The organism is Xanthomonas sp. NCPPB 3582 (assembly GCF_041475735.2).
Classification (GTDB): Bacteria; Pseudomonadota; Gammaproteobacteria; order Xanthomonadales; family Xanthomonadaceae; genus Xanthomonas; species Xanthomonas codiaei.
The window spans coordinates 1259145-1271181 of the sequence record NZ_CM192968.1 but is presented as its reverse complement, the minus strand read 5'-3'; the positions used below and the strand labels follow the sequence as shown (position 1 = coordinate 1271181).

Genomic DNA, 12037 nt, shown 5'->3' with positions numbered 1-12037 from the left:
CTCCCGTGCTCACGCTGCAGTGCCGCATAACGCGAACGCGCGCCCGGACGGCGCGCGATGCCACAATGATGACATGAACATTCAACTCAACGGCAGCCTGCGTACGCTGCCCGACAACCTGCCGCTGGCCGCATTGCTGGAACAGGAAGGCCTGTCACAGCGCCGCGTGGCGGTGGAGGTCAACGGCGAGATCGTGTCGCGCGGGCGGCATGCCGAGCACGCATTGCACGAGGGCGATGTGGTGGAGATCGTGCATGCCTTGGGCGGTGGCTGACCGCCAGATCAGGCTCCCTGCCCATGCCACTTTTCACGCTCACTGTCCGCCACGCGCTCGACTGGTTCTCGACCCAGCTCGCCGCGCCGGACGCACGAGCAATCGTGATGCTGTTTTTCGACACGACGTACCCGGCGATTCGCGAGGGCGCCCTCGGGCCATTGGCGCCCGATGTCAACGCCGCGGACCTTGTGCTTTTTATTCCGTTGGAGGGACTCGCCAATGCCTGGACAGCAACGGCGGCGCGCGGCGGCAAGTACGTCGAAGTCGTGTGTTCCAGGACCAGCGGTGACGATCGAGCCTGACGACGCACCCGCGCAGCAGTCAACGTATCCGCGCGTGATGGGTGATAATTGCGCCATGACCACTCCCGCCCCCTCCGATGCGTTGCTGATCGCCGGCAAACGCTACCGCTCCCGCCTGCTCACCGGCACCGGCAAGTTCAAGGATCTGGACGAAACCCGCCTGGCCACCGAGGCCGCCGCCGCCGAGATCGTGACCGTGGCGATCCGCCGCGTGAACATCGGCCAGGACCCCAGCGCGCCCAGCCTGCTCGATGTGCTGCCGCCGGACCGCTACACCCTGCTGCCCAACACTGCCGGCTGCTACACCGCCGACGATGCGGTGCGCACCTGTCGGCTGGCGCGCGAGCTGCTGGATGGCCACAACCTCACCAAGCTGGAAGTGCTTGGCGATGAGAAGACCCTGTACCCGGACGTGGTGCAGACCCTCAAAGCCGCCGAACAATTGGTGGCCGATGGTTTCGAGGTCCTGGTCTATACCTCCGACGACCCGATCCTGGCCAAGCGGCTGGAACAGATCGGCTGCGTGGCGGTGATGCCGCTGGCCGCGCCGATCGGCTCGGGCCTGGGCATCCAGAACAAGTACAACCTGCTGGAAATCATCGAGAACGCCAAGGTGCCGATCATCGTCGATGCCGGCGTGGGCACCGCCTCCGATGCGGCGATTGCGATGGAGCTGGGCTGCGATGGCGTGCTGATGAACACCGCCATTGCCGGCGCACGCGATCCGATCCTGATGGCCAGCGCGATGCGCAAGGCGATCGAGGCTGGCCGCGAGGCGTTCCTGGCCGGGCGCATTCCGCGCAAGCGCTATGCCTCGGCATCGAGCCCGGTGGATGGCGTGATCGGATGAGTGAGTGGTCTGCTGGCGCCGTGCATTCGACCGTCTGCGTTGCGCAGCCGCCAGGCAGTGGCCGCTCGACGATGGGTGTGATCGGATCCGGCGTCGCTTCGCCCGTGCCCTCACCCCAACCCCTCTCCCAGCGGGAGAGGGGCTCTTTCTGCTCTCCCAGCGGGAGAGGGGCTCTTTCTGCTCTCCCAGCGGGAGACGGGCTCTTCTGCTCTCCCAGTGGGAGAGGGGCTTTTTCTTGCTCTCCCACCGGGAGAGGGGCTCTTTACTGCTCTTCCAGCGGGAGAGCGACAGTCTTTGCTTTCCCGGCGGGAGAGAGACTCTTTGCTCCTGTGCTGGGCGACGCGTTATCGCGCACGCGCAGAGCGTGCGCTTGCTGAGATGACCGAGCTTTCATGACCGACCCGTTTACTAGCGACGGCGCCAAGATGCCGCCCAAGCCCTTCACCATCGAAGAGGGGCGCCGCCAGGTGCGCAGCTTCGTGTTGCGCCAGGGCCGTTTCACCCCTGCGCAACAGCGCGCCTTCGACGAACTGTGGCCGCGGTTCGGGCTGGACTATGCCGGCACGCCGCGCGATCTGGATGCCGCATTCGGGCGCAACGCGCCCAAGGTGCTGGAGATCGGTTTCGGCAACGGCGCCGCACTGCGCTTTGCCGCCCGGCACGACCCCAGCCGCGACTACATCGGCATCGAGGTGCATGCGCCTGGCGTGGGCCGCCTGCTCAACGCGCTGGACGAAGACGGCAGCACGCATGTGCGCCTGTATCACCACGACGCGGTGGAAGTACTGGAACGCGAGATCGCCGATGGCGCGCTGGATGAAGTGCGCATCTACTTCCCCGACCCGTGGCACAAGAAGCGCCACAACAAGCGCCGCCTGATCCAGCCGGCGTTTGCGCAGTTGCTGGTGCGCAAGCTGCGCGATGGTGGCCGCCTGCATGCCGCCACCGACTGGGCCGACTACGCCGAACAGATGTGGGACGTGCTCGACGCCACCGCCGGCCTGGTGAACCGCGCCGGCCCGCGCGGCCACGTCGAACGCCCTGCCTGGCGTCCGCAGACCCACTTCGAAACCCGCGGCCAGAAGCTTGGTCACGGCGTCTGGGATCTGCTCTATGACCGGGATTCGGGAGTGGGGATTGGGGATTCGTAACAGCGCCTTCCCGCACACTCGACGCCGCAGCAGCTCAACGAATCCCCACTCCCGAATCACGAATCCCGGCCCCCAATGGACACCGCGCTGACGCTGACCAACGACATGAAGCTCGTCCTCGGGCTGGTCGGTTTCACGATGGCGATGTTCTTGTTCGAGCGCATCCGTGCCGATGTGGTGGCCTTGATCGTGCTGGTGGTACTGGGCGTCACCGGGCTGGTGGCGCCGGAAGAACTGTTCGGCGGCTTTTCCGGTAATGCGGTGATGAGCATCATCGCCACCACCATCCTGGGCGCGGGGCTGGAGCGCACCGGCGCCTTGAACCGGCTGGCCAGCTGGCTGTTGCGGCGTTCGCACGGCAGCGAACAGCGCCTGATGATGATGACGCTGGCCATCTCCGGCTTGAACTCCTCGTTCATGCAGAACCCCTCGGTGATGGCCTTGTACCTGCCGGTGGCCTCGCGGCTGGCCGCGCGCACCGGGCTCACCCTGCAGCGCATGTTGCTGCCGATCGCCGCGGCCATCGTGATGGGCGGTGCGCTCACCATGGTGGGCAATTCGCCGTTGATCCTGCTCAACGACCTGCTGGTGTCGGCCAACAACAACCTGCCCTCGGGCATGGCCAGCATCGAGCCGTTGACGATGTTCGCGCCGCTGCCGATCGGCGTGGCCTTGCTGATCGCCGCGCTGCTGTATTTCCGTTTCTACGGCGACCGCAAGCTGATCGAGGAAGAGCGCCTGATCAACGAAGGGGTCACCCCCTCGCGCACCGAAAGCTATTTCGCCAAGACCTACGGCATCGATGGCGATGTATTCGAGCTCACCGTGACCGCCGAAAGCCCGCTGGTCGGCATGACCCTGGGCGAAGCCGAAGCCTTGCACGACGCGCCGCTGCTGCTGGCGCTGAAGACAGGCAACGACACCCGCCTGGCACCGCCGGCCGATATGCGCATCTGGGTCGGCAGCGTGCTTGGCGCGATGGGCCAGCGCCAGGACGTGGCCGACTTTGCGCAGAACCACTTCCTGCGCATGTCCTCGCGGCTGCGCAATCTGGGCGACCTGTTCAACCCCAGCCTTGCAGGCATTTCCGAAGCGGTGATCCCGCCCAATTCGCGCGCGATCGGCAAGAGCGCCGCCGAACTGCGGCTGCGCAAGCAGGCCGGCATCAGCCTGCTGGCGATCAACCGCGACAAGCAGGTCATCCGCGAGGACGTGCGCAACGTGCCGCTGCGGGCCGGCGACATGCTTGTGTTCCACAGCATCTGGCAGGACCTGGCGCAGGCGGCGGAAAGCCGCGATTTCGTGCCGGTGACCGACTTCCCCAAGGGCGAGCAGCGCCCGCACAAGTTCAAGATCGCCATGGCGATCTTCGCCTTCACCATCCTGATCGCGCTCACCTCCCGCCTGCCGGTGGCACTGACGCTGATGACCGGCGTGGCCTGCATGCTGGTCAGCGGCGTGCTGCGCATGGACGAGGCCTACGCCTCGATCAACTGGAAGACCATCTTCATGATGGCCGGGCTGATTCCGCTGGGCTGGGCGATGGACAGCAGCGGCACCGCGGCCTGGGTGGCCGGCCACACCATCGACCGCCTGCCCGAAGGCGTCCCGGTGTGGGCGCTGGAGATCAGCCTGGCGCTGCTGACCACTGCATTTTCGCTGGTCATCAGCCATGTGGGCGCGACCATCGTGATGGTGCCGATCGCGGTCAACCTGGCATTGGCGGCCAACGGCAACCCCACGGCGTTCGCGCTGATCGTGGCGCTGTCGGCCTCCAACAACCTGATGACCGCCTCCAACCCGGTGATCTCGATGGTGGCCGGCCCGGCCAACTATCAACCGCGCGAACTCTGGCGCGTGGGCGCGCCGCTGTCGCTGATCTACATCGTGGTGATGGTGTCGGTGATCAACCTGATGTTCTGGTGGGCCGCACGCTGAGCGCAGGCGGAGCGGAATCGATGCTCGCGCAGCGCATCGATCGCGCCATCGGATCGCAGCGGACCTTCAGGCCGCCCTTCCCTCTGCACTGCCGCGCAGGCGGCCGCTCGTTATCCCAACACCACCTGTTCGCCGTCGATGTGCACCGGCACCGCCACCAGCGATTGGCCGCGGCAGGGACCGCTGATGCACTCGCCGGCAGTCAGCTCGAACGCGGCGCCATGTGCAGCGCAGACCAGATGGCCCTCCTTGGTCTTGAGGAACTGGCCTGGCGCCCAGTCCAGCCGCCTGCCGGCATGCGGGCAGACGTTCAACCAGGCACGCACCTGTGCACCTTCGCGATACAACACCAGCGATTCGCAGGCTTCTTCCCAGCACGCTTCCACCTCCAGAAATCCCGCATCGGGAATCTGCGCCAGGCTGGCGAGCGGGGTAGGTGGAGACGACGACATAGGCCAGGGCTGGGTGGGGAAAGGTCGCCGATTGTGGCATGCGCGTGCTGCCACGCCTGCACGATGCGGGCGGCGTATCCGAGCCGATCGCCAACGGTGGCAGCGACGGAAAGGACGCTTTTGGCAGACCCCGGCTAGCACACGCATTGTGATGCACTTAACAAAACAGGCGTCGAATTAACGAAATTTTCACTCAATGACATGAAACCGCAACGATACTGCGCGCTCGTTTCCTGCCCGGCAGCCCACCGCCATGCCTGCACGCCTCTTCCAATTCGGCAATCTCCATCACCTGTTTGCGCCACGCAAGCCGCGCCATCCGTTGGTGCGCGTCGCTGCGGGCCTCGCAGGCCTGGCCATCCTGGCGGTGCTGATCTTCTTCAGCGTGTTCGTCGGCGCGGCGATGATCCTGGGCGGCATCGCCTGGAAGCTGTTGAGCAAGTCGAACCGACGTGCGTCGCCGCAGGCGCGCGTGGTCGAGGCCGAGTACCGCGTGGTGCGCAAGCCCGCGCTGCCGATGTCGCACTGAGCACCTGCGCTGTCGCTGCACCCTGGCGGCACCTTGCGCTGGGCTCCCAAGCTAGGCCTCGCAGATCGGCATGTGCTCGCACATGCCGATCTGCGTTTGGGCACCTGCCCGACCACCCGGGCGGCGCGAAGCCGGCCGATGTGGCCTTGCGCGTTTCAGCAACGAAGGTTCCGTCGTACACGGGCTAGCGGCTAGACTCACGCGTCCCCTGTTCGAGGATGCGTGCATGACCCACGATGTGATTCCCGCCACCGACGTTCCGCGCATTCCGGTGGTTGGCGGCGGTACGTTTCCGGTGCACCGCATCTATTGTGTCGGCCGCAACTTCGCCGACCACGCGCGCGAGATGGGCGCCAGCGCGCCGGCCTCCAAGGCCGAACGCGGGCAGCCGACCTTCTTCATGAAGCCTGCCGATGCCATCGTGGTCGGTCATGGCGACCGCATCCCCTACCCGCCCGGCACCAACGAGCTGCACCACGAAGTGGAGCTGGTGGTGGCGTTGGGTCGCGATGCGCCGGCCGGTGAGTTGCCGGTGGAGCAGGCCGACGCGCTGATCTACGGCTATGGCGTGGGCCTGGACCTGACCCGCCGCGATCTGCAGGCCGCCGCCAAGGCCAAGGGGCTGCCGTGGGATATCGCCAAGGGCTTCGATCATTCCGCACCGATCAGCGAATTGGTGCATGCCGGCGAAGTGGGCGCGCTGGAGGCGTTGAACCTGTCGCTGGAAGTCAACGGACAGGTGCGCCAGCAATCGCTGCTGGACCAGATGATCTGGAACGTGCCGGAAATCCTGCACGAGCTCTCCAAGCTCTACGCCTTGCGCGCGGGCGATCTGATCTTCATGGGCACGCCGGCCGGGGTCGGCCCGCTGCTGCCCGGCGATCAGTTCAGTGCACGCCTGGAAAACGTGGCCGAACGCCACGGCATCATCGCCGGCTGACATCTGCCGGGCTAGGATCGGCACAGCGGCAGTTGGTCCGCGACCGCATCTGGAGATGCTCTATGGGAATGGTCAGCGAATTCAAGCAATTCGCGATGCGCGGCAACGTCATCGATCTTGCGGTCGGTGTGGTCATCGGCGCGGCGTTCGGCAAGATCGTCACCGCGCTGGTCGAAAAGATCATCATGCCGCCGATCGGCTGGGCCATCGGCAACGTGGATTTTTCGCGGCTGGCATGGGTGCTCAAGCCGGCCGAGGTCGATGCCGCCGGCAAGGAGATCCCCGCCGTCGTGGTCGGCTACGGCGACTTCATCAACACCGTGGTGCAGTTCGTGATCATCGCCTTCGCGATCTTCCTGGTGGTCAAGCTGATCAACCGCCTCAGCCATCGCAAGCCCGATGCACCCAAGGGCCCGAGCGAAGAAGTGCTGTTGCTGCGCGAGATCCGCGACTCGCTCAAGAACGACACGCTCAAGCCGCCGACCACGCCCTGACCGGACACATCCGTTGCGCTTCGCGCAGAAGGATGACCTTTCGCACGCAGATGGGGGACCACGCGCTGATAAGCTCGTGGTCCCCCTTGTCGTTGGAGCCGCCCTGCATGCGTCGCCTCGCTGTTGCCATCTCCGCCCTGCTCGCCTGCGCGTCCGCTCATGCCGCACAGACCACCATCCCCGACAGCGCGCTGCGCACCGCCGCGCAGCTGCGCGAGCAGGCGCTGGCCGACAGCACCGGTTTTGCGGTGGTCGAATCGCTGACCACCGAAGTGGGCCCACGCATCGCCGGTGGGGAAGCAGATCCGCGTGCCGTGGCCTGGGCCAAGGCCAAGTTCCAGGCGCTGGGCTTCGACAAGGTGTGGACCGAGCCGGTGACCTTTCCCAAGTGGGAACGCCGCAGCGAACATGCCGCCGTGCTCGGCGCGCATGCGCAACCGCTGACCATCACCGCACTGGGCGGAAGCCCGGGCGGCAGCGTCGAAGGCGAGGTGGTGCGCTTTGCCAATCTCGCTGCATTGCAGGCTGCGCCTGCCGGCTCGCTGGCCGGCAAGATCGCCTTCGTCGACTACCAGATGGTCAAGGCGCGCGACGGCAAGGATTACGGCAATGGCGGCGCGGTGCGCAGCAAGGGGCCGTCCGAAGCCATCCGCAAGGGCGCGATCGGCTTTGTGATGCGCTCGGCCGGCACCGATTCGCACCGCGTACCGCATACCGGCATCACCCGGTTCGATAAGGGACTCACTCCGGTGCCGTCGGCAGCCTTGTCGGTACCCGATGCCAACCAGCTCGCACGCTTGACTGCACGCGGTGCCACGCGCATCCGCCTGGCACTGGATTGCGGCTGGGACGGCACTGCGACTTCGTACAACGTGATCGGCGAGATCACCGGGCGCAGCAAGCCCAAGGAAGTGGTGGTGATCGGTGGGCACCTGGATTCGTGGGATCTGGGCACCGGCGCGATCGACGACGGCGCCGGCGTGGCGATCACCATGGCGGCAGGCCACCTGATCGGGCAACTCAAGCAGGCGCCCAAGCGCAGCATCCGCGTGGTGGCCTTCGCCAACGAAGAACAGGGCCTGTATGGCGGCAAGGCGTATGCCGCCGCGCATGGCACCGATGCCAGGGACATGGCGCGGCATCAGATCGGTGCGGAGAGCGACTTCGGCGCCGGGCGCATCTATGCCTTCAACACCGGCTCCGCGGCGCCGGACGACTCGCGCGCGGCGACCAGACAGATTGCCGAAGTGCTGGCGCCGCTGGGCATCGAGTACGCACCGGGCAAGGGCGGCCCCGGCCCGGACGTGGGCCCGATCTCAGCCAAGGGCGGCGCGTGGGCGTGGCTGGCGCAGGACGGCACCGACTACTTCGACCTGCACCACACCGCCGACGACACGCTGGACAAGATCGACCCGAAGGCGCTCGCGCAAAACGTGGCCGCCTACACCGTGTTCGCGTATCTGGCGGCCGAAGCCGAGGGCGATTTCGGCAGCCGCGCCAGCGCCGTGCAGCCGCCGAACGAGTAAGCTGGCACCGCGTCGCACGCTTGCGCTTCAACTCCAGGACGAGCACACACGATGGTGGCCAAGCGGCAACGCAGTGCGAACAATGCGGCGACCTTGCTGGATGTCGCCAAACACGCCGGTGTGTCGCCGATGACCGCATCGCGCGTGATCAACCGCCACCCGCATGTCGGACAGGACATGCGGGCGCGGGTGGAGGCATCGGTGCAGGCATTGGGCTACCGGCCCAATCTGGCCGGCCGTTCGTTGCGTACCAGCGGCCTGCTGCGCATCGGCGTGTTGTACAGCAACCCCAGCGCCGCCTATCTCAATCAATTCATGCTGGGCCTGCTCGAGCAGAGCAGCCTCAATGGCAGCCAGGTGCTGGTGGAAAAGTGCGGTGCCATCCGCAGCCAGCGCGCCGCCACCGAACGCCTGCTGGCAGCCGGCGTGGATGGCGTGATCCTGCCGCCACCGTTGTGCGATTCGCGCCAGACCATCGCCGAGCTGGATGCACGTGGCATTCCTGTCGTGGCCGTGGCCAGCGGCGCGCCGATGGCACAGATCAGTTCGGTGCGGATCGACGATTACCAGGCCGCACGCGCCATCGTCGACCACTTGATCGAACTCGGTCATCGCCGCATTGCCTTGATCAAGGGCGATCCGAAGCACACTCCGAGCGCGCTGCGTGCCAACGGCTATGTCGACAGCCTGCAGGCCGCCGGGCTGCCGCTTGCCGAGGACCTGATCGCCGATGGGCTGTTCACCTATCGCTCCGGCCTGCTGGCCGCGCGCAGCCTGCTCGCCCAGCCGCAGCCGCCAACGGCCATCTTCTGCAGCAACGACGACATGGCCGCTGCCGCGGTGGCCGTTGCCCACGGCCTGGGCCTGCGGGTGCCGGAAGATGTGTCGGTGGCCGGTTTCGACGACACGCCGGTAGCCACCACCATCTGGCCCGAACTCACCACCGTGCATCAGCCGGTGACTGCGATGGGCCGTGCGGCTGTGTCGCTGCTTGCCGATGCCATCCGACAACGGCGCAAGGGCGGTGCCGCCGCCGGCGTGCACCAGGTGATGAAGTACACCGTGGTCAAGCGCGGTTCGACGGCCGGCCCGTCCTCCGGGTAATCGCGTCGGTACTCCAGGTGCCGTGCCGCCGCGGTCGATCGGCGTCGGGTCATGCTGCGTTTGGACCCGGACAGGCGCCTGTGGCGCTGGATCGAAGCCACCTCGCAGGTGCTGGGCGTTGTGCCAGGAAAGTGCCTGATGATCGAGCGACGCGGCGCTCCTTGCCTGCCTGCAACGCATCCATGGCGGCCGGGTGGCCGCCATGGAACAACGCATCGACTACATCAACGGCGCCAGCGCGCGATGCAACCAACGCACTGGCCACCGCCGCAGGACACCGGGATACCGCTGCCCTGCGACCTCGTCATTTACCCGGCCTGGCACGCACCAGCGCCGATGGCGCACCCGCTCCCGCCACGCCATTGGCGCTCACCACATAGTCGTAACTGGCGCCATTGGTGACGGCCCGGTCGAGGTAGGACGCAGATGTCACGTTGGCATCGACGATCGCGAACGCGCCGCTGCCGGCCCGACGCTGCACCGTGTAACTGCTGGCTCCCGCGACCGGCGACCAGCTCAGCCTGACCAGACGATCGCCGCCGAGGGCGGTCAGCCCGCGGGTGGCGCCCGGAACGACGCGCGGCGCGGCTGCGACGCTTGCGGTGCTGGCCGTGGCGATCACCGGGTAGGCGTTGTTCACCAGTTCGACAAACTGATTGTGGAACCAGGCGCCGGAGATGGGCGCGCCCGGGAAGGAACCGCTCAACACGCCATCGGAGGTGGTGTAGGTGGGATCGCACATGCGATCGAAGCCCTTGCCCTCGTTGTTCGGAATCAGGCTGCTGGAGCCATCCGATTCACCCGGCGGCTTGACCCAGGCGTAGGCATCCAGGTGCGGCCCTGGCGCAGCAGTCGGCAGTTCGCCGATGCCCGCGCCCTTCTGATTGCACCAGTTGCCGCGATGCAGGCGGCGATCGATGCGGCCCGAATTGACGTAGCTATTGATATCGCTGCCGAACGCACCAACCGGACGATTGGGGCCGCCCCAGCCATTGCGACCGGTATCGACGATAAACCCGATGGTGCTCGGCCAGCCTGCGCCGACAAAACCGTTATACAGCGCCTGGGTAAAGTCGGTTTCGTCGAAATATGGATTCCATTCGTAGTATTTCGACGACTTGATCGGCTGCCCGTTGATGCTCAGCTCGGGATTGGGAAGATTCGGCTCGTTCAACGGCGTGGTATTTGCGGTATTGGTGACAAACCCGTCCACGCTTGCCAGACCGGAATTGGTGCCCTGCACGACCCGGGTATACAGCGAAATCGACGGGCCGCGATTGCTGTCCCAGCCCAACCACCCGGAGTGACCGATATCCAGGTAATTGTAGGTATTGGGGATGGCATGCAGCTTGTTGAGAGCGTACTTGATGCCTTCTTCGTAAATACCGGTGGAACTGGCCAGGGCGCAGCGCATGTCGTTCAAATTGGTGACCAGATTCGGCAGGCTGTCCGGCTCGATCACGTTGACGATGCGGATGTCCTTGTACTTCGGATCGGCGAAGATTCCGGCAATCACGTCGATATATTCTTTCTTGTAGCGCTCCAGCGCTGCCGGCGTCAGCGGCAATTCGCCGTTGGACGCCAGCGCATGGCAATCGCGGCCTGGCAGATTGTAAATGACGAAGCTGGCGGTGATCGGCGTATTGGGCTTCTTCTGCGCCAACGCGGCATCCAGATGCCCACGCAGACCAAGCCTTCCGGCATTCTGCGACCCGCCACCGATGGCGGCGATACGATCCAGCCATACCGACGTGGGATGGGTCTTGACCACACCCATCTTGGCCTTCAGCGGCGCGCCCTTCACCTTTGCAATCGATGCATCGACCTTCTTGGCGTAATCCGGATTCACATAACCGGTCGCGCCCACGAAGGGATTATCGACATGAACCTGCGCACAGACGGTGGCGACGAACAGCGGATTCACTGCCAACAGCGATAGCGCCAGCGTGCGCTTGAAGTGACGACGAATGCCTTTGCTGGATTTCATGAGATTCACCTTGATGATTGGATGGTGTTTATCGACACGCATTGAAGCACTGCCTTTTTTTTGGCCTGCCTTGTCCTTTTTTCAGTGCGCCCATCAGAGATGTCTGGAGCCACTCGATGACGCTCCGTCAGCGTCCCGCCGAAGAGTCGTTGCGCGGCAATAATTCAGCGACGCCCAGACAGAAACCAGGCTGTTGGCCTGCTTGCATTCGGGGACGATTCGCCTAAGACCTCAGATTCCTTGGAGGCCAACCTGGTCGCTTCGAGATAATCGTTGCGACGGTTGCCTCTGCGATGTTCGGAGTATCTCCAGGGAGCGAATGAGCGATCAGCATGGGGATGCTGTGCCTGCGAACGGGGGGGGGTGTGTTCGCCATGCGGAAACTACGCCGCATATCAGCCATAAGCAATCTTCAAATATTGCGGTTGGACACAGATCCAGCGACTGTCCATGGCGACATTTCAACTGCAGGCATTACGCCACAAAT

At 65.3% G+C, this 12037-nt stretch carries 12 protein-coding genes; 10 read left to right on the top strand and 2 right to left on the bottom strand.

What is annotated here, in order from left to right; all coding sequences use genetic code 11:
- Window positions 1-73 precede the first annotated feature (73 nt).
- From thiS to ACCQ05_RS05340, 5 genes are all read left to right on the top strand, one after another.
- On the top strand, window positions 74-274 hold the full coding sequence (gene thiS / locus ACCQ05_RS05360) for a sulfur carrier protein ThiS (RefSeq protein WP_228964671.1): 201 nt from the start codon (window positions 74-76) through the stop codon (window positions 272-274).
- 23 nt (window positions 275-297) lie between these two features.
- The gene (locus tag ACCQ05_RS05355) at window positions 298-579 is read left to right on the top strand and encodes a hypothetical protein (protein ID WP_228964672.1); all 282 of its coding nucleotides are present in this window, start codon (window positions 298-300) and stop codon (window positions 577-579) included.
- A 55-nt stretch (window positions 580-634) separates the two neighbouring features.
- Window positions 635-1429, top strand: a complete 795-nt coding sequence (locus tag ACCQ05_RS05350; RefSeq protein ID WP_372393146.1) for a thiazole synthase — start codon at window positions 635-637, stop codon at window positions 1427-1429.
- 392 nt (window positions 1430-1821) lie between these two features.
- Entirely contained in the window at window positions 1822-2580 is a 759-nt protein-coding gene (trmB, locus tag ACCQ05_RS05345) for a tRNA (guanosine(46)-N7)-methyltransferase TrmB (RefSeq protein WP_228964673.1), read from the top strand.
- Window positions 2581-2655: 75 nt separating this feature from the next.
- Complete coding sequence (locus tag ACCQ05_RS05340; protein WP_104539063.1) at window positions 2656-4518, top strand: SLC13 family permease; 1863 nt, start codon at window positions 2656-2658, stop codon at window positions 4516-4518.
- Between the two features lie 110 nt (window positions 4519-4628).
- Here ACCQ05_RS05340 and ACCQ05_RS05335 read toward each other — a convergent pair whose 3' ends face one another.
- On the bottom strand, window positions 4629-4970 hold the full coding sequence (locus tag ACCQ05_RS05335) for a Rieske (2Fe-2S) protein (RefSeq protein ID WP_228964674.1): 342 nt from the start codon (window positions 4968-4970) through the stop codon (window positions 4629-4631).
- A gap of 253 nt (window positions 4971-5223) precedes the next feature.
- Here ACCQ05_RS05335 and ACCQ05_RS05330 point away from each other — a divergent pair, with 253 nt between their 5' ends.
- The 5 genes from ACCQ05_RS05330 (at window position 5224) to ACCQ05_RS05310 (ending at window position 9563) form a co-directional block, all read left to right on the top strand.
- Window positions 5224-5499, top strand: a complete 276-nt coding sequence (locus ACCQ05_RS05330) for a hypothetical protein (RefSeq protein ID WP_104539061.1) — start codon at window positions 5224-5226, stop codon at window positions 5497-5499.
- A 226-nt stretch (window positions 5500-5725) separates the two neighbouring features.
- A complete protein-coding gene (locus ACCQ05_RS05325) occupies window positions 5726-6439 on the top strand; it encodes a fumarylacetoacetate hydrolase family protein (RefSeq protein ID WP_104539060.1) in 714 nt (237 codons plus the stop codon).
- Between the two features lie 62 nt (window positions 6440-6501).
- Window positions 6502-6933, top strand: coding sequence for a large-conductance mechanosensitive channel protein MscL (mscL, locus tag ACCQ05_RS05320; protein WP_228964675.1), 432 nt, complete (start codon window positions 6502-6504; stop codon window positions 6931-6933).
- A gap of 107 nt (window positions 6934-7040) precedes the next feature.
- Window positions 7041-8459: a M28 family peptidase gene (locus ACCQ05_RS05315; protein ID WP_372393145.1), complete on the top strand. Its 1419-nt coding sequence runs from the start codon at window positions 7041-7043 to the stop codon at window positions 8457-8459.
- A 51-nt stretch (window positions 8460-8510) separates the two neighbouring features.
- Window positions 8511-9563 carry a LacI family DNA-binding transcriptional regulator gene (locus tag ACCQ05_RS05310; protein ID WP_372393144.1) on the top strand — a complete coding sequence of 351 codons (1053 nt, stop codon included), beginning with the start codon at window positions 8511-8513 and terminating at the stop codon, window positions 9561-9563.
- A 304-nt stretch (window positions 9564-9867) separates the two neighbouring features.
- Here ACCQ05_RS05310 and ACCQ05_RS05305 read toward each other — a convergent pair whose 3' ends face one another.
- Entirely contained in the window at window positions 9868-11496 is a 1629-nt protein-coding gene (locus tag ACCQ05_RS05305; protein WP_372393939.1) for a glycoside hydrolase family 6 protein, read from the bottom strand.
- Window positions 11497-12037: the final 541 nt, after the last annotated feature.